This window comes from Lysinibacillus sp. FSL K6-0102 (genome assembly GCF_038003545.1).
Lineage (GTDB): Bacteria > Bacillota > Bacilli > Bacillales_A > Planococcaceae > Lysinibacillus > Lysinibacillus capsici.
In genome coordinates this window covers 610,011-627,747 of record NZ_JBBOPH010000001.1, presented here as the reverse complement: position 1 = coordinate 627,747, position 17,737 = coordinate 610,011, and the positions used below count along the sequence as shown (strand labels likewise).

At 38.0% G+C, this 17,737-nt stretch carries 18 protein-coding genes; all 18 read right to left on the bottom strand.

Features of this window, described 5'->3' with window-relative positions:
- Positions 1 to 17: 17 nt before the first annotated feature.
- On the bottom strand, positions 18 to 1,433 hold the full coding sequence (atpD, locus tag NYE73_RS02965; RefSeq protein ID WP_004269479.1) for a F0F1 ATP synthase subunit beta: 1,416 nt from the start codon (positions 1,431 to 1,433) through the stop codon (positions 18 to 20).
- 51 nt (positions 1,434 to 1,484) lie between these two features.
- Positions 1,485 to 2,342, bottom strand: a complete 858-nt coding sequence (atpG, locus tag NYE73_RS02960) for an ATP synthase F1 subunit gamma (RefSeq protein ID WP_004269478.1) — start codon at positions 2,340 to 2,342, stop codon at positions 1,485 to 1,487.
- Between the two features lie 47 nt (positions 2,343 to 2,389).
- Complete coding sequence (gene atpA, locus NYE73_RS02955; protein WP_004269477.1) at positions 2,390 to 3,898, bottom strand: F0F1 ATP synthase subunit alpha; 1,509 nt, start codon at positions 3,896 to 3,898, stop codon at positions 2,390 to 2,392.
- Between the two features lie 28 nt (positions 3,899 to 3,926).
- On the bottom strand, positions 3,927 to 4,463 hold the full coding sequence (locus NYE73_RS02950; protein ID WP_036076089.1) for a F0F1 ATP synthase subunit delta: 537 nt from the start codon (positions 4,461 to 4,463) through the stop codon (positions 3,927 to 3,929).
- Entirely contained in the window at positions 4,460 to 4,981 is a 522-nt protein-coding gene (gene atpF, locus NYE73_RS02945; protein WP_016992759.1) for a F0F1 ATP synthase subunit B, read from the bottom strand. The genes NYE73_RS02950 and atpF overlap by 4 nt, the downstream gene beginning before the upstream one ends.
- Before the next feature lie 172 nt (positions 4,982 to 5,153).
- A complete protein-coding gene (gene atpE / locus NYE73_RS02940; RefSeq protein ID WP_004269474.1) occupies positions 5,154 to 5,378 on the bottom strand; it encodes a F0F1 ATP synthase subunit C in 225 nt (74 codons plus the stop codon).
- A gap of 63 nt (positions 5,379 to 5,441) precedes the next feature.
- Positions 5,442 to 6,152 carry a F0F1 ATP synthase subunit A gene (gene atpB / locus NYE73_RS02935; RefSeq protein WP_004269473.1) on the bottom strand — a complete coding sequence of 237 codons (711 nt, stop codon included), beginning with the start codon at positions 6,150 to 6,152 and terminating at the stop codon, positions 5,442 to 5,444.
- Between the two features lie 36 nt (positions 6,153 to 6,188).
- The gene (locus tag NYE73_RS02930) at positions 6,189 to 6,560 is read right to left on the bottom strand and encodes an ATP synthase subunit I (protein WP_004269472.1); all 372 of its coding nucleotides are present in this window, start codon (positions 6,558 to 6,560) and stop codon (positions 6,189 to 6,191) included.
- A 536-nt stretch (positions 6,561 to 7,096) separates the two neighbouring features.
- Positions 7,097 to 8,218 carry a non-hydrolyzing UDP-N-acetylglucosamine 2-epimerase gene (wecB, locus tag NYE73_RS02925; protein ID WP_310794748.1) on the bottom strand — a complete coding sequence of 374 codons (1,122 nt, stop codon included), beginning with the start codon at positions 8,216 to 8,218 and terminating at the stop codon, positions 7,097 to 7,099.
- A 157-nt stretch (positions 8,219 to 8,375) separates the two neighbouring features.
- The gene (gene upp / locus NYE73_RS02920) at positions 8,376 to 9,005 is read right to left on the bottom strand and encodes a uracil phosphoribosyltransferase (RefSeq protein WP_004269470.1); all 630 of its coding nucleotides are present in this window, start codon (positions 9,003 to 9,005) and stop codon (positions 8,376 to 8,378) included.
- A 124-nt stretch (positions 9,006 to 9,129) separates the two neighbouring features.
- Positions 9,130 to 11,286, bottom strand: coding sequence for an EAL domain-containing protein (locus tag NYE73_RS02915; RefSeq protein WP_237899267.1), 2,157 nt, complete (start codon positions 11,284 to 11,286; stop codon positions 9,130 to 9,132).
- A gap of 284 nt (positions 11,287 to 11,570) precedes the next feature.
- Positions 11,571 to 12,812, bottom strand: a complete 1,242-nt coding sequence (gene glyA / locus NYE73_RS02910) for a serine hydroxymethyltransferase (protein ID WP_237899257.1) — start codon at positions 12,810 to 12,812, stop codon at positions 11,571 to 11,573.
- 58 nt (positions 12,813 to 12,870) lie between these two features.
- Positions 12,871 to 13,413: a TIGR01440 family protein gene (locus NYE73_RS02905; RefSeq protein ID WP_131520793.1), complete on the bottom strand. Its 543-nt coding sequence runs from the start codon at positions 13,411 to 13,413 to the stop codon at positions 12,871 to 12,873.
- A gap of 86 nt (positions 13,414 to 13,499) precedes the next feature.
- A complete protein-coding gene (gene rpiB / locus NYE73_RS02900; protein WP_004269466.1) occupies positions 13,500 to 13,937 on the bottom strand; it encodes a ribose 5-phosphate isomerase B in 438 nt (145 codons plus the stop codon).
- 328 nt (positions 13,938 to 14,265) lie between these two features.
- Positions 14,266 to 15,549, bottom strand: a complete 1,284-nt coding sequence (locus tag NYE73_RS02895; RefSeq protein WP_004269465.1) for a methyl-accepting chemotaxis protein — start codon at positions 15,547 to 15,549, stop codon at positions 14,266 to 14,268.
- A gap of 8 nt (positions 15,550 to 15,557) precedes the next feature.
- On the bottom strand, positions 15,558 to 15,998 hold the full coding sequence (locus tag NYE73_RS02890) for a low molecular weight protein arginine phosphatase (protein ID WP_054548714.1): 441 nt from the start codon (positions 15,996 to 15,998) through the stop codon (positions 15,558 to 15,560).
- Positions 15,999 to 16,020: 22 nt separating this feature from the next.
- The gene (locus tag NYE73_RS02885) at positions 16,021 to 16,518 is read right to left on the bottom strand and encodes a manganese efflux pump (RefSeq protein WP_048395616.1); all 498 of its coding nucleotides are present in this window, start codon (positions 16,516 to 16,518) and stop codon (positions 16,021 to 16,023) included.
- 169 nt (positions 16,519 to 16,687) lie between these two features.
- A complete protein-coding gene (locus NYE73_RS02880) occupies positions 16,688 to 17,722 on the bottom strand; it encodes an L-threonylcarbamoyladenylate synthase (RefSeq protein ID WP_259949460.1) in 1,035 nt (344 codons plus the stop codon).
- Positions 17,723 to 17,737: the final 15 nt, after the last annotated feature.

Sequence of the window (17,737 nt, the reverse complement as noted above, 5' to 3'; positions counted from 1 at the left end):
CCTCCTCGTCCCTAGTATTAAACCTCTACGCCCATGCTTTTCGCTTTTTCAACTACTTCATCAATTGAACCAACTAGACGGAAAGCATCTTCTGGTAGGTGATCCCATTTGCCATCAAGGATTTCCTTGAATGAACGAACAGTTTCTTTTACAGGTACATAAGAACCTTTTTGACCAGTGAATTGTTCCGCTACGTGGAAGTTTTGTGATAAGAAGAATTGAATACGACGAGCACGTTCTACTGTTTGTTTATCTTCATCAGATAATTCATCCATACCTAAGATTGCAATGATATCTTGTAATTCACGGTAACGTTGGATTGTACGTTGTACACCAGTAGCAATTGCGTAGTGCTCAGCGCCTACGATTTCAGGTGATAATGCACGAGAAGTCGAAGCTAATGGGTCAACCGCAGGGTAGATACCCATTTCAGATAATTTACGCTCAAGGTTAGTTGTTGCATCTAAGTGGGCGAAAGTTGTAGCTGGAGCCGGGTCAGTATAGTCATCGGCTGGTACATAAATCGCTTGAATAGAAGTTACAGATCCTTTGTTCGTAGATGTGATACGCTCTTGTAGTTTACCCATTTCAGTTGCAAGTGTTGGTTGGTAACCTACCGCAGAAGGCATACGACCTAATAGGGCAGAAACCTCAGAACCTGCTTGTGTGAAACGGAAGATATTGTCGATGAATAAAAGTACGTCTTGACCTTGCTCATCACGGAAGTATTCCGCCATTGTAAGACCAGTTAAAGCAACACGCATACGTGCACCAGGTGGCTCGTTCATTTGACCGAATACCATCGCTGTTTGCTTGATAACGCCTGAATCGCTCATTTCGAAGAATAAGTCGTTCCCTTCACGAGTACGCTCACCTACACCAGCGAATACAGAGATACCAGAGTGCTCTTGTGCGATATTGTTGATTAATTCTTGGATTAATACAGTTTTACCTACACCGGCACCACCGAATAGACCGATTTTACCACCTTTGATATACGGTGCAAGTAAGTCTACTACTTTGATACCTGTTTCAAGAATTTCAACTGTAGTTGAAAGATTCTCGAAAGTTGGTGCTTCACGGTGAATTGAATCACGACGTGCGTCTGCTGGAATTTCTTCACCTAAGTCAATTACTTCTCCAAGTACGTTGAATACACGACCTAGTGTAACTTCACCAACTGGTACTGAGATAGCTTTTCCTAAGTCTGTTACTTCTGCTCCACGTTGTAAGCCATCAGTAGATGACATCGCAATTGTACGAACAGAATCATCACCTAAATGAAGCGCAACTTCTAATGCAAGAATTGTTGGTTCTTCATTAGGACGTTCAATCTTAACTGTTAAAGCGTTATAGATTGCTGGTAATTGGCCATTGTCGAATTTAACGTCAACAACTGGACCCATTACTTGAATAACATGTCCTTTATTCATTACTGTGTACCCTCCTATCGTATTCTTATACGACATTGGGAAGCTGCTTGCCTATTCTAAGGCTGCAGCTCCACCAACGATTTCTGTAATTTCTTGTGTAATCGCCGCTTGACGTGCACGGTTATATTGCAAAGAAAGGTCTGAAATAAGATCAGTTGCGTTATCTGTTGCATTTTTCATAGCCGTCATACGAGAAGCATGTTCACTTGCTTTTCCATCTAATAATGCGCCATAAACTAAGCTTTCCGCATATTGTGGAAGTAACACTTCTAGAATTGCTTCGCCAGATGGCTCGAATTCATAAGAAGCAGTACCGCTTGCAGGGGCAATATCTGTTAATGGAAGAAGTTTTTTCTCTGTCACTTCGCTAGCAATAGCGCTGACAAAGTGATTATAGTACATATAAAGTTCGTCATACGTACCATCAATGAACATACCAACAGCATTACGAGCGATTTCTTTAATATCAGCAAAAGTTGGTTGGTCAGGTAGACCGACAACATTACTGATGACATTATGATCACGTTTCACAAAGTAGTCACGAACTACACGACCTACTGCTAAGATAACGTATTCGTCTTTTGATTTATGACGCTCGTTAATCGTACGTTGTACTTGACGCAGGATACTTGAATTGTAAGCACCTGCAAGACCACGGTCAGAACCAATGACTAAGTAAGCCGTTTTCTTAACAGGACGAGCAGTTAACATTGGATGTCCGCTGTCTTTTGTCCCTGAAGCGATCGCGCCTACTACGTCCTGAATTTTTTCCATGTAAGGAACGTAAGCTTTAGCATTTTGCTCTGCACGACGTAACTTAGAAGAAGAAACCATCTGCATTGCTTTTGTAATTTGCTTCGTACTCTTTGTTGAAGTAATACGACCTTTAATTTCGCGTAAGTTTACCACTGGTATTTCACCACCTTCTGTTTTTTAATCAAGTGACTAGCTAAGACTTATTCTGATTTAGCGAAAGTTTTTTTGAATGCATTGATTGCTGCTTCATAATCCGCATCAGGAGCAAGCTCTTTAGTAGTACGAACATGATCTAAAACGTTTGTGTGGTTTGAATCTAACCAGCTTAAGAATTCTGATTCGAAGCGAACGATATCTTGTACTGGAATATCATCTAAGTGACCTTTAGTTAATGCGTAAAGGATTGCAACTTGTTTTTCAACTTTTAGTGGTTTGTTAAGGTCTTGTTTAAGAACTTCAACCGTACGTTTACCACGCTCAAGTTTAGCAAGTGTTACTTTATCTAAATCTGAACCAAATTGAGCAAATGATTCAAGCTCACGGAATGCAGCTAAGTCAAGACGTAGTGTACCCGCAACTTTTTTCATCGCTTTAATTTGAGCAGATCCACCTACACGTGATACAGAAAGACCGGCGTTAATCGCTGGACGTACACCTGAGTTGAATAAGTCAGATTGTAAGAAGATTTGTCCATCAGTGATTGAGATTACGTTAGTTGGGATGTATGCAGAGATATCCCCAGCTTGTGTCTCAACGAATGGAAGAGCTGTAATTGAACCATTTTGATATGTTTCATTTAACTTCGCAGCACGTTCAAGTAAGCGGCTGTGTAAGTAGAAAACGTCACCAGGATATGCTTCACGACCTGGAGGACGGCGAAGAAGAAGTGAAAGTTCACGGTAAGCTGATGCTTGTTTAGAAAGATCATCATACACGATTAATACGTGTTTACCTTGTAACATGAATTCTTCAGCCATAGATACACCTGCAAATGGTGCTAAGAATAATAATGGAGCTGGTTGAGAAGCAGAAGCTGTCACAACGATTGTGTAATCTAAAGCGCCATGTTTACGAAGAGTTTCTACAACACCACGTACAGTAGATTCTTTTTGACCGATTGCTACGTAGATACAAATCATGTTTTGGTCATTTTGGTTAAGAATTGTATCGATAGCTACAGATGTTTTACCAGTTTGACGGTCACCGATGATTAACTCACGTTGACCACGACCGATTGGCACTAATGCGTCAATCGCTTTAATACCAGTTTGTAGTGGTTCGTGTACTGATTTACGAGCCATTACACCGAAAGCTGGACTTTCGATTGGACGAGATTTTGTAGTGTTGATTGGACCTTGTCCATCCACTGGTTGTCCAAGTGGGTTTACAACACGACCAATTAGTTCTTCACCAACTGGTACTTCCATGATACGACCTGTACGACGAACTTCATCGCCTTCTTTGATGTCAGTGTATGGACCTAAGATTACGATACCAACGTTACCTTCTTCTAGGTTTTGAGCCATACCCATAACACCATTAGAGAACTCTAGTAGTTCTCCAGCCATGGCGTTGTCGAGGCCATGAGCAAGAGCAATACCGTCACCAATACGGATAACTGTACCAACTTCGCTTACTTTAAGTTCAGATTCATAATTCTCAATCTGTTGTTTAATCAGACTGCTGATTTCTTCAGCCTTGATGCCCATGTATGTCACCTCTCACATTTCTAAATTATTAACCGATTAATTCACGTTTTAGACGCTCTAGTTTGTTTGCTACTGAGCTATCATAAATATGGTTACCGATTTGAACACGAATACCACCAAGTAAAGATGGATCAACTTCGTTTGTAATATTTAATGATTGTTTTCCAACAAGTTTCGCGAACGCTGCTGAAATATTAGCGCTTTCTTCTGCAGAAAGTGCACGTGTTGAAAATACTGTTGCATCTGCAGTGCCTTGTGCTTGCGCAGCAAGTTCAGCATATGCCTTAGCAATTTGTGTCATCTCGTTTACACGTTTTTTCTCAACTAGAAGTTGAACAGTGTGTAAAACTTCTGGTGTTGCACCGTTAAAGATATCAGCTACCATTTGTTTTTTTCGTTCAACGGAGAACTTAGGTGCATTTAAAAGCGTTAAAAAATCAGGAGATTCTTTTACTACTTTTGTTAGTTCACTTAAGTCTGCTCCAACTTCAGTAAGAATATTTTTTTGTTGCGCCAATTCAAAAAGCGCTTGAGCGTAACGTTTTGCTACAGTTGAATTACTCATCGAGCTTCCCCTGCCTTCGCAATCGTCTCTTCAATTAGAGCACGGTTGTCTGCCTCAGAAATCTCTTTGCTAAGGACTTTAGATGCTGCAAGTACAGATAATGAAACGACTTCATCACGTACAGCTGCAATAGCTTTTTCTTTTTCAGACTCAATTTCACGTAAAGCCGATTCTTTTAAGCGATTTGCTTCATTACGAGCTACAGTAAGAATTTCTTCTTTTTGTAATTCGCCTTGCTTCTTAGCGCCCTCAACAATCGATTGTGCTTCTGTACGAGCTTCCTTAAGAAGGCTCTTTTGTTCTTCTAAAAATTGGTGCGATTCTTTGCGCGCTTTTTCAGCTGCTTCGATTTCACTCGCTACTAATTCTTCACGTTGTTGCATAATGCCCATAAGTGGACCCCAAGCGAATTTCTTAAGTAGTAACATTAATACGATGAAAATAACTAATGTTGCGATGATATCTCCACTATTTAACGAAGCACCGCCTGCACCTAGTACAAGATTATCTAAAAACACGATTGTTTCACTCCCTTCAAGAGCTTTAACTTCAACATAATTTAGTGACTAAAAAACTACCTATTTTAAAAAGCTATATTTACACATAGCTTTTATCAGTTCCAAAATGAAGGGCGAAGTTTCATCTGGAGAATCCTGCTTCGCCACTAGTAAAATTCAGTGTTCAACTGAATTATTTGTTCATTACGATGAATGCTACTACTACTGCGATGATCGGTAGGGCCTCAACTAATGCAACCCCGATGAACATTGTAGTTTGAAGAACGCCACGAGCTTCTGGTTGACGAGCGATACCTTCTACTGTTTTTGATACGATAAGACCGTTACCAATACCTGCACCAAGTGCACCTAAACCGATTGCGATTGCTGCTGCTAATAAACCTAATGAACCTGTCATTTGAAAATTTCCTCCTTGGAATTGTTTGTTTTTGTTGTTCAAGCATAGGGTATATGCTTTATATTAATGGTCATCGCTCACTTTATGAGCCATGTAAACCATTGTTAACATTGTGAAGATAAAGGCTTGGATAAAGCCGATGAAAATTGAGAAACCTTGCCATGCCATCATAGGAACGATTGCCCCGATGAATCCCACAGCACCTGATGATGCTAAACCTGCAAGTAAGCCAAGTAAAATCTCACCCGCATAAATGTTACCGTAAAGACGTAAACCTAATGTTAATGTGTTTGCAAATTCTTCTACTATTTTAAGTGGGAACATGAATGACATTGGTTTGAAGAATGTACCAACATAATGACCTGTACCCTTCATTTTTACACCATAGAAATGCGTTAAGACTAATATCATTGCTGCTAATGTCATCGTTACTGTAGGGTCAGCTGTTGGTGATTTCCACCATAGCTCATGCCCATAGACAATTGAGAAAGGAAGACCTAGTAAGTTAGATACTGCGATAAACATAATTAGTGTGATGCCTAGAACGTGGAATCGACCACCAGTTTTCCAATCCATGTTGCTTTTAATGATATTCTTAACGAAATCCATAATCCATTCCATAAAGTTTTGCATACCAGTAGGTTTTAACTTTAGGCTTCTAGTTGAAATAAAGGCAATTAAAAATACGATAATTGCTGCAACTAGTAACATCATAACTGTTGATAAGTTAAATGTTAAAAAACCGACTTCTAGTAACGGAGCTTCATGATTCATTGTTATTTTTCACCTCTCTTTCTAATTTAAAGCACATTAGCGGTTCCTTACATGTGACACAATTCTCTCGACAAAGAGAAAAACGTACGGAATCATTAGCCCTATAACCGTGCTAATTAAGTGAAAATAGTTTGGCAACGAAATGGCTATTGCGACTGCCGCAACACCTGATCCAAAGCGAAGCGCTGTACCAAGTGAGCCTATTTTCTTCCCTTCACTAATGGATCTGTCAAACTTCTCCATACGTCGAACTAAAATCCAAAAATTATACGTACCAAAGAATGCACCGACTGCGATGCCCGCAAAAACAGTTTGATAGGGGGTAAATCCCCAGCCTAATGCGCAGAGTGCAAGCAAAAAAAATAACGCCCTCTTCTGCACAGCAAAAATGTGATGCAAATCTAGCATTGGTTGTAATCTCCTGAATCATTTTTTCGAGTAATGAAAACGTTTGCTGACCACTATGTGAAATCAGAAAAGAGCAGTGAAAAGCACTACTCACAGCGGAATAGTAATGGGAGAGTCATTTCAATTACAGGTGTAAATGCCCAAAAAATAACTTACACCCCTTACCGACTCGGTAAAAACCGAAACGCACAAAACGTTGCAAATCGACAGTCTTATTTTGAACTGTCAATTTAGTAGAAAGTTGATATAACAAGTGTTTCAACGTCCTATTTATGAACAGAAACCCTTATCATTCTTACCCTTTGTAAGCATACAATAGGTGATATTTGAAGTCAATTGGTAAAGGAGAAAAACTTCACAGCCTCTATACTCTTGTCAAATTGTTGACAAATTTGTGTATGAAATTTCATAGTTTCAAAATTTCTCAACCTTCTCACGCATTAAAAAAGCTAATTTACGACAAGATTATGCTCGTAAATTAGCTTACCCATTTCAACAGGTACATTAGACTTATTTTTAATATAAAATATAGTATATTAATTAGTTTTTTGTAAAAATCCTAGCAATGCTTCAACAATACGCTTAGATGCATGTCCATCCCCATATGGATTTGATGCTTTAGCCATTGCTTCATAGGCATTATTATCTGTTAGTAATTCCTTTGCTAAGGCGTAAATTGTTTCCTCTTCTGTTCCTGCTAGCTTTAATGTTCCTGCTGCAATTCCCTCTGGACGTTCTGTCGTATCTCTAAGAACAAGCACTGGCTTTCCTAATGAAGGTGCCTCTTCTTGTACACCGCCTGAATCCGTTAAGATCATATAGGAATTAGCCGCAAAGTTATGGAAATCAAATACTTCAAGAGGCTCAATTAAATGCACTCGTTTATTATTCCCTAAAATTTCATTAGCAATTTCTCTTACAGCCGGATTCATATGAACAGGATAAACAACTTGAACATCCTCATGTTCTGCGAGTATTCTAGTAATCGCTTTAAACATATGGCGCATTGGTTCACCAAGATTTTCACGACGATGTGCTGTTAATAAAATCATGCGATCTTTCCCGATTTTATCTAAAACAGGATGTGTGTAGTGTTCACTGACTGTTGTTGCTAATGCGTCTATTGCTGTATTACCTGTAACAAAAATCGTCGCTGGATTTTTATTCTCATCTAAAAGATTCTTTTTAGATACTTCAGTTGGCGCAAAATGTAAATCTGCCATCACACCTGTTAGTTGGCGATTCATCTCCTCTGGATATGGTGAATATTTGTTCCATGTTCGAAGTCCAGCTTCTACATGGCCTATAGCGATTTGGTTATAGAACGCAGCGAGACTTGCAATGAAAGTCGTTGCTGTATCACCATGTACCAAAACGATATCTGGTTGTGCTTCCTTCATTACTTGATCTAAACCCTGTAATGCGTTTGTCGTTACATCAATTAATGTTTGGCGATCCTTCATTATATTTAAGTCATAGTTTGGTGTAATACTAAACGTTTCTAATACTTGATCGAGCATTTGGCGATGCTGTGCTGTTACAGTTACAATAGATTCTATTTGCTTAGGATACTTTTGTAACTCCAAAACAAGAGGAGCCATTTTAATTGCTTCTGGTCTTGTACCAAAAATCGTCATTACTTTCCATTTTTTTGTCAAAACGATCTGCACCGTCCTTTTTGTTATTGTATGGTAAGACCAATCTCCTGTTGATGAAGGATTACTTACCTACACATACTATGAAACGCCCTTCAATTTGAAGGACGCTTTCACAAGTTATTAGTTTCCTAAATGAGGAAATTTCATGTATGGATTTTTATTTTGTACCGAATAGACGGTCTCCAGCATCACCTAAGCCCGGTACAATATAACCATGGTCATTTAATTTTTCATCAAGAGCAGCAATATAAATATCTACATCCGAATGTTCTTCTTGAATAGCTTTCACACCCTCTGGTGCAGCGATTAAGCACATGAATTTAATGTTTTTAGCTCCACGTTTTTTCAGTGAATGAATTGCCTCCACTGCAGAACCACCAGTTGCAAGCATTGGATCTACAATGATGAAATCACGTTCTTCAACATCTGCAGGAAGTTTTGCGTAATATTCAACTGGTTTTAATGTTTCTGGATCACGGTAAAGACCAATATGACCAACTTTTGCAGCAGGGATAAGCTTTAATACGCCATCTACCATACCGATACCTGCACGTAAAATCGGTACGATTGCAAGTTTTTTACCAGAAAGTACTTTTGTTTTTGCAATTGTTACAGGTGTTTCAATTTCAATTTCCTCTACTGGCATATCACGTGTAATTTCAAATGCCATGAGTGTTGCCACTTCGTCTACTAGCTCACGAAATTCTTTTGTTCCTGTATTCTTGTCGCGAATATAAGTTAATTTGTGTTGGATTAGTGGATGATCAAATACATAGACTTTGCTCAAAGGGATTCTCTCCTCACCGTTCGGATTCATTTTTATCTCAACTAGTATAACAGAAAAAAGGAGTTGCCTCAAAAATAAATTTAGGACAACTCCCTTTATCATCTATTCTTTTGTCAAAACTAAGTTATTGATCAAGAATTATATCTAATTGTTCAATTGGCATTGGCTTGAAATAGAAATATCCTTGTCCTACTGTGCATCCTAGCGCACGTAGAATCTCAACCTGTTCCTCTGTCTCTATGCCCTCTGCCACTGAAATCATTCCTAAATTTAATGCTAACTGAATAATAGAGCGAACAATAGCCAGAGTTGCTGGATCTTCAATAGCATTGATGAAGCTTCGATCAATCTTTAGTTCAGCAAACGGTAGCTGTTGCAAATAGCTTAATGAAGAAAAACCTGTTCCAAAATCATCTACGGATGTTTTAAAGCCATAGCTCTTTAGCTCTTGAATGATCTTATAGGCTGATTGAAAATCTACTAAACCAATATTTTCTGTCACCTCTAAGATAATATAGCTAGGGTCAATATTATACTTCCGTACAAGTTTCAGTGTATCTTGAACAAAATGCGTGTAGTAAAAATGATCAGGCGAAATATTGACAGCAATTTTCACTAATTTCTTTCCCAGGCGTTGTCGTTCTGAAAGCCATGAGAGTACCGTCTCTAAAATAAGCACATCAATTTCTCGCACCTTACCAGCACTCTCTGCTACTGGAATAAAGAGTGCTGGTGAAACAAAGCCCAATTTTGGAGAAATCCACCTTGCAAGTGCTTCAATACTTTGAATTTCCCCATTGCGTAAATCTACTTTAGGCTGTAAGTGGACTGTTATTTCTTTATTTTTGATGGCTTCTGACAAATGATTTAAGATCGTCATCTTCTGTACCAGCACATCGTTTTTCTCTGTTGTAAATATTTCTGTATGTGTGCCTGGCCTATCGATTGCAAAGGATAACGCATTATCTGCAAAACGAATCGCATCATTAATATTTATGTCTTCATTATATGAAGCAATTCCTGTTTTTAATGTAATATAGATTTGCTTTCCTCCTATGATAAAAGGCTGGCGAATCGTTTCTTTTATTCTCATCTCATAATCATTCAAATCTTCATGAAGTGACATTGTAGTCATAATCAAACTAGAGCTAGTAAATCTAGCAACATATTCATTACTTTCTGACTTGTCTTGCTCAAGACGTTTGGCAAGTTGTCTTAAAAGTTCATCACCAATTTCACGACCGTACAATTCAACTACTTGATGAAATTCACTAGGTTTTAATATTTTAATAAAGCCGCTTTGCCCCTGCTGGACTTCCCTTTCAATCGTATTAACAAAGCTGTGACGATTAGGTAGACCTGTTGTAATGTCTGTATAGGCTAAATCCCAAATTTTTTTCTGCGTCCTTGCATATGAATAAGCCAATGCAACAAGAGCACCCATTTTTCGAAACATATTTTTAAGCATTTGGTCACTTTGTGTTTTTTGGCTAAATATTGAAAAAACACCTATTACTTGCCGCTGTTGATTACGTATAGGGATAAACCATCCATGTGACTTTTTAGCTAGCGAAGCATATTGCTTATGTTCTTTCGGAATATTCACTTCATCTAAATTCTCTATGAAAGTAGACGTTTCTGATTCCATGACCTTCTTAAAGAAATCATTGTTTGCACAACATCTTGGTACGCTCTCTGTTTGATTACCTCCTATGAAAACTTGTAATTGGTTTACTTCTGTTTTTATGAGCACCATACTTGCAATATTTGGCATAAAAAATTCATCGAGTCCTTGACAAATAAGCTTCATCTTTTGCTCAAAAGAAAACTCCTTCTCAATCGCCCTATACATATCATTTTCTAAACGCATTAAGAAGTCTTCCGTATGATAATATGTAACATCCTTCACAAATACTAAAACAAATTGCGTTATATTTGCCTCATTGCAAAAAGGTAATGCTTGTATTTCTGCCCAAAAGGGAGGTTTATCGATGCCATTATGATATAGCTTCGCCTGCACCATTATGCCGTTATGTATTTTTTCTTTCATCATTTCAATGGTTGTCTTTTTTTCGTCCATTGATAGCCATGAAAAATACTCAGTATTTAAGATTTGTGAACGTGCAGCATTAGTAAGCATACAAAATGAATCATTACACTCTACTATGTAATGATGCTTCGTTGCATCAAAAATAACGTAGCTTTCTTTCGAATTATTCCCTAATTTGCGAATGCTGTTTAATAATACATCATAATCTGTGTTTAACGATTTAGTGACCATCCAACCCCTCCTTTTCTATCAATTCATCTCATTTCCATTGTACATAAAATTTAATTAAATTTTCACTTTTATTAAAAAAACTTCTTTTCTAGGACACTATCTGTCCTCTGCCTTCTATAATATATCCCTTTATACCGTTTTTATGTAAATTTATTCAAAAATAAGAGGATTATTCTACTTTGTTAGAAAAAAGATGTTTTTTACAGTTTAATCCTCGATTTCCAAAATAAAAAGCTGTATTTAAAGTAAATTTTGTACTTTAAACACAGCTATTATTCTATTGATTATACATATAGTGGATGCTTATCAGTTAATGCCTTCACACGATCTTTTGCATCTGCTTTAACTGTTTCATCTTCAGGGTTTTTAAGAACAGCTGCTATAATTGCTCCTACTTCTTTCATATCTTCCTCCTTAAAGCCACGAGAAGTGACCGCTGGAGTACCAATACGAATTCCAGAAGTGACAAATGGAGATTCAGTATCGTAAGGGATTGTATTTTTATTTGTTGTAATACCCACTTCATCTAGTGCGTGCTCTGCTACTTTACCAGTTAAACCAAGAGATTTAACATTTAGCAGTAATAAATGATTATCTGTACCACCAGAAACAATTTCAACTCCCTCAGCAATTAATACTTCTGCTAAAGCCTTTGCATTGGCTTTAATTTGTTTTGCATAGTCTTTAAATTCTGGTTGTAAAGCTTCTCCAAATGCTACAGCTTTTGCAGCGATAACATGCATTAATGGGCCACCTTGAATGCCTGGGAATACAGATTTATTTAGTTTTTGCTCCCATTCTTTTGAAGCAAGAATTAATCCACCACGTGGTCCACGTAATGTTTTATGTGTAGTTGATGTAACAAAATCAGCATATGGCACTGGTGATTGATGTTCGCCAGCAGCTACAAGTCCAGCAATGTGTGCCATATCCACCATGAAATAGGCTCCGACTTCGTCTGCAATTTCACGGAATTTAGAGAAGTCAATTTCACGTGGATAAGCAGATGCACCAGCAACAATCAGTTTCGGTTTATGCTCTAAAGCCTTTTGTCGTACATCTTCATAATCAATCACTTGTGTATCTTGTGTTACACCATACTCTACAAAATTATATAGAATACCAGAGAAGTTTACTGGAGAACCATGTGTTAAGTGACCACCATGTGAAAGGTTCATACCCAGAACTGTGTCACCTGGTTCTAGAATCGTATGGTAAACAGCCATGTTTGCTTGTGCACCTGAGTGTGGTTGCACATTTGCATATTCTGCTCCGAAGAGTTCTTTTACACGATCACGTGCAATATCCTCTACTACGTCTACATGCTCACAGCCACCATAATAGCGTTTACCAGGATAACCTTCAGCGTATTTATTTGTCAGTACTGATCCTTGCGCTTCCATCACTGCTTCGGATACAAAGTTTTCTGATGCAATCAATTCAATATTTGCTTGCTGACGTGTTTTTTCTGCAAGAATTCCATCTAGTACTGCTTTGTCTTGTACTGCTAATTTTTCATATGCCATGTTTGAAAAAGCCTCCTAAAGTATCGTTATTCATCTCTACCACTAAATAGGGTGGTAATTATTTATATACTGCACGTTCTCCGCCAATTAGCTTAGGACGTGTTGTTGCAATCGTCACAACAGCTTCTCCTACCATTTTTACCGATGTTCGAACAGGTACAGCTACTGCTTTCAAATGCATACCGATTAATGTTTGTCCAATATCAATACCTGCATGTGCCTGTATTGTTTCAACAATCACTGGATTATCAAATTGCGTATAGGCATATGCTGACATTGAGCCGCCTGCCGTACGTACTGGGACAACCGCTACTGGATCATAGCCAAATTTTTCAGCTGTTGATGCTTCCATAGTAATGGCGCGATTTATATGCTCACAACCTTGGAATGCTAAAAGCAAATGATGCTTTGCTGCAAATTCTTGTAACGGCTCAAAAATGGCTTCTGCTATCTCCAATGCTCCCGCTGTGCCAATTTTCTGACCAATCACTTCAGATGTAGAGCACCCTACTACAAAAATTGTATGAGGTCGTAATGATACCTGCTCTTCAAATTCACTGAGTAACTGAGTCAAATGTGTTCGTATTTGTTTTACAACCATTAAGCTCAGCTCCTTCATCTATATCCATTAAAATCATGCCATATATGACATCCTATACGAATGCCATATATGGAATAACAAAACTATTATTGCTCTAGTTCAGTAATTTTTTCAATACGGCGTACATGGCGGCCACCTTCAAAATCGGTTTCTAGCCATGCTTGTACGATTTCACGTGCAAGGCCAGGGCCAATTACACGTTCGCCCATTGCTAAAATATTTGAATCATTATGGCAACGCGTTGCCTTGGCACTAAATACATCATGTACTAATGCACAACGTATGCCCTTGACCTTATTAGCGGCAATGGACATACCAATTCCTGTGCCACAAATTAAAATGCCTTTATCAAATTCTCCGTTAGCAACACCCTCAGATACAGGTTTTGCATAGTCTGGATAGTCTACTGAATCCGCAGATTGTGGACCAAAATCTTCGTAGCTAATTTGAAGTTCATCTAATAGCTGCATAATCTCACGACGTAAGTTATTGCCTCCGTGATCAGAAGAAATTGCTATTCTCACTGGGTTCCCTCTTTTCGAATTATAGTCAACCTTAGTGTACCACTTCTTTCTGAAGAATAACACGATTTTTCTTATGTTTTTACGTTGATTTTTCCTGAAAGACGAACATTAATTGTATGTTAACACAAAATTATTCACTTTTAAACTTATTTTTTTGTGGATAATGTGAATATCATGTTAATAAGTTCGGATAATGGTCTTTTGTTGTAATATTCCATCTACTGAAGTTTTTTTAGCTTTTTACTTACAGTGGACATAAATTGTCCTTTAATAAAAAAGGTTATACATAAATCCGATTTTTCATGGGATTTATGTATAACCTTCAGGACTATGCTTGTCTATCAAATTGTTGGATCATTTTATGCAATGCTTCCGATTGCTTTTTCAAACTTTGAGCTAGATGCTCGACTTGTTCAATTGCATAGGCTTGCTCTTCAGCTGCACTACGAACTTCCTGTGCACCTGCTGACGTTTGTTCCGCAATGGCAGCAACTTCCTGTGACTGTCGAGCTGTCGTTTCAATATTATGCATTTGCTGTTCGATTAAAGAAGAAATCTCAACAATTGATGTTGCCATTTCATGTACATTAGAAGCCATATTTTCTACTGCTGTCGTTGTTTCAGAAACTCGATCGGCCTCCTTTGTTGCAAAGGCAACTTGTTCGTTCATTTGTTTCACAACTACTTCTACGTTTTGCTGCATGGTTTGAATTAAAGCTGTAATTCCTTGCACTGCTTTTGCACTTTCATCAGCCAAACCACGGACTTCTTCAGCTACTACTGCAAAGCCTTTTCCATGTTCTCCTGCACGAGCAGCTTCTATAGAGGCGTTTAGTGCCAACAGATTGGTTTGTGCTGCAATGTCACCAACTAAGCTAATTATTCGTTCTACCTGTCCAGCATTCTCTTCTAGCGCATGAATGCTTTTTAATGCCTCATTATTGCCTGTCGCAATTTGTTGAATACTATTCACTAATGTTTCAATGGCTTTTGTTGTTGTCGATAAATTATGTAGAATCTCTTTAGTTTGTGATGCTGATGCTTCTGCCCTACTATTTACCTCTGTTGCAAGCGTTCTTACATCTTCAATCGCTTCAGCAGTATCTTGTACAGCAGTTGCAGATGCTTCTGCTCCTGTAGAAATATGCTTTACGGTGGATGCAATGCCTTCTGCCTTTCTTGTTGCCACTCCTGCTTCATCTGAAAGCTGGATAATCGATTGATTCGTTTGTTGGAAGTTATGATCAATACTTTCCACCATTTGACGTAAGTTTAACACCATTTGTTGGAATGCCTCTGCAACAGATCGAATCTCATCATTTGTATTAGGCATTTGTACATCCTGTCCTATTTTTCCTTCTGCCACAAGTGTTGCTGAGTGTTCAAGCTGCTGTAACGGCTTGATGAGGATTACACTTAAAAAGGCAGCTAATATCCCTGACCAAGTTATGCCTAACGCATACGTAATCACTTCAAAAACTTTTCGATTTGTGTCAGGGAAGAAGGTAGGTTGTAAAAACTCAATGAATATAAAACTGACACTGTAGGTGATTAGTGCAAGAACACTAACAAATAACACCAACTTTAGGCGTAAACCAAATTGTTTTTTCATAGGACCCCTCAATTCTTTTCTAGTTTTTGTATTAATTGATCAACCAGTTCTTTTAATTCTGCAAATGTTGCTTCATAAATTGCTCTATTACCACCATAAGGATCCACTACATTTTCTAAACTGCCCTCATTTGTATACTCTTTCAATGTAAATACTTTATGCTCAGCTTCTGGATAATTGGAAATGACGGTATCTTTGTGAGCAGTCGTCATCGTTAAAACTAAGTCTGCCCATGCCATTTCAGCTTGTGATAATTGCGTCGCAAAATGTTGATGGGACATTTGGGCTTCATTTAACACTTGTTGTGCATGTGCCGACATTTGTGCATTAGGCATCGCATAAATACCCGCTGAGCGCACTTCTACATTGTTTATTTGTTTATGTTTTAAAATAGCTTCTGCCATCGGACTGCGACAAGTATTGCCTGTACAAACAAATAATATTTTCACACTTATCACTCTCCAATTTTATCTATTGTTGAATAGCTAGAATACTCATGATTATAAATATAATGCCAGCAATGATTTGAATTTTATTGCCAAAAAAGACTTGGCTCCTACGTGCTATAACTAATGACCCATAAGCACAAATTAATGCACTTAAGCCTGCACTCATAATAAAAATCGTTTTTTCTAAGTTAAGCATACCAAAAGAAACACTAACTGAAAAGGTGTCTAGGCTTGCAGTCACTGCTAAAAGTACAGGTGAAATCGTTACTTTTTCATCTCTGTGAGAAAATAATAATAAATGCATCCCGATACAAAATAATAAAATACTTGAAATCCATTGTCCCCATTCTAATAGAAATCGAACTAAATAGCTTCCTAATTCAAACCCTAATAAAGGAAAAAGCATATGTAATGCAGCCGTCCATAATGATAAAAATAATCGATATCTAACATTTGGCAGCAAAACATATAGACCAATCACATCAACAGACGTTAATATACCTGCAAGAATTCCCTGCAAGAACGCACTCCTTCGCTCCCTAATATTTTATCATTTTATGCTCGAAAATACATTATTATCATAACTGTTTACTATTGTTTTTCATTTTTAACATATAATAATTGGACAAAAAAAGACAAAAAACATGTGGTTTTTCAATGTCTTTTGCCTATAATTGTTCTATTATTATTTACAATGAATACCATTTACCTCCAGAGGCTTTTTCAAGTCTATTCATAATAGCTGCACCTACTCCTTCTATTGAAGTAGTTGTTGCTAATATTACGGTAGCGGTAGTTTTATCACATGCTCTAAGTGCATTATATAAGGCCGCACCCATTTCTTCTTTACTTCCTGCTTCACCAATAGAGAAGTAAAAATCCACTTTAATTTCTTCAAAGTTCTCAGGTGCAAGTAGTGCTACACTATGTCCTTGTCTCTGTAAATGCAGAACAGCTTCGTTGACTTTCTCAATATCACAGTCTATTAAATACACGGGAGCATTTGGTGCATAATGCGTATATTTCATTCCCGGTGCCTTAGGCGTTGCGTCTAGCTTCTGTTCTATTTTAGTTGGTTGAATCACTGGACCAATCTTAGCCTCAAGCATTTCCTTCGTAATGCCACCTGGACGTAAAATTACTGGAGGTTCATGTGTCACATCTAGTACAGTAGACTCAAGCCCTATGCCTGTAGAACCTCCATCTAAAATATAAGGTATGTACCCTTCTAAATCATCTAAAACATGAACGGCTTCTGTAGGACTTGGCTTTCCACTACGATTAGCGCTCGGTGCAGCAAGCGGTTTTTGGAGCTGTTGTAGTAAGGCGAGCGCTACTGGATGATCAGGCATTCGAATGCCAACTGTTGATAACCCAGCTGTGACACTTTTAGCTAATACATCTGGCTTTGCTGGCATCACCAGTGTTAATGGTCCTGGCCAAAATAAATCCATGCATTGTTTAGCTATGTCAGAAATATGGTCGATATAGATCGCTACTTCCTCTTTTGTACCAACATGGACAATTAAAGGATTATCTGAAGGTCGACCTTTTGCTTCAAATATCTTTTTAACTGCCAGATCATTTGTGGCAATCGCTCCTAAGCCATAAACCGTCTCTGTTGGAAATGCGACTACCTCTCCTGCATTTAAGATATCCACAGCTTGTGTATAATTAATCTGACTATTCACATTACTGTCCACAACCTTACAAACAGTTTTCATGATTAATACCTACCT

Coding starts and splice junctions, on each gene's coding strand:
- atpD (WP_004269479.1), bottom strand. CDS start 1,433: ATGAATAAAGGACATGTTATTCAAGTAATGGGTCCAGTTGTTGACGTT.
- atpA (WP_004269477.1), bottom strand. CDS start 3,898: ATGGGCATCAAGGCTGAAGAAATCAGCAGTCTGATTAAACAACAGATT.
- NYE73_RS02950 (WP_036076089.1), bottom strand. CDS start 4,463: ATGAGTAATTCAACTGTAGCAAAACGTTACGCTCAAGCGCTTTTTGAA.
- atpE (WP_004269474.1), bottom strand. CDS start 5,378: ATGACAGGTTCATTAGGTTTATTAGCAGCAGCAATCGCAATCGGTTTA.
- atpB (WP_004269473.1), bottom strand. CDS start 6,152: ATGAATCATGAAGCTCCGTTACTAGAAGTCGGTTTTTTAACATTTAAC.
- NYE73_RS02930 (WP_004269472.1), bottom strand. CDS start 6,560: ATGCTAGATTTGCATCACATTTTTGCTGTGCAGAAGAGGGCGTTATTT.
- NYE73_RS02915 (WP_237899267.1), bottom strand. CDS start 11,286: ATGGTCACTAAATCGTTAAACACAGATTATGATGTATTATTAAACAGC.
- glyA (WP_237899257.1), bottom strand. CDS start 12,812: ATGGCATATGAAAAATTAGCAGTACAAGACAAAGCAGTACTAGATGGA.
- NYE73_RS02905 (WP_131520793.1), bottom strand. CDS start 13,413: ATGGTTGTAAAACAAATACGAACACATTTGACTCAGTTACTCAGTGAA.
- NYE73_RS02895 (WP_004269465.1), bottom strand. CDS start 15,549: ATGAAAAAACAATTTGGTTTACGCCTAAAGTTGGTGTTATTTGTTAGT.
- NYE73_RS02880 (WP_259949460.1), bottom strand. CDS start 17,722: ATGAAAACTGTTTGTAAGGTTGTGGACAGTAATGTGAATAGTCAGATT.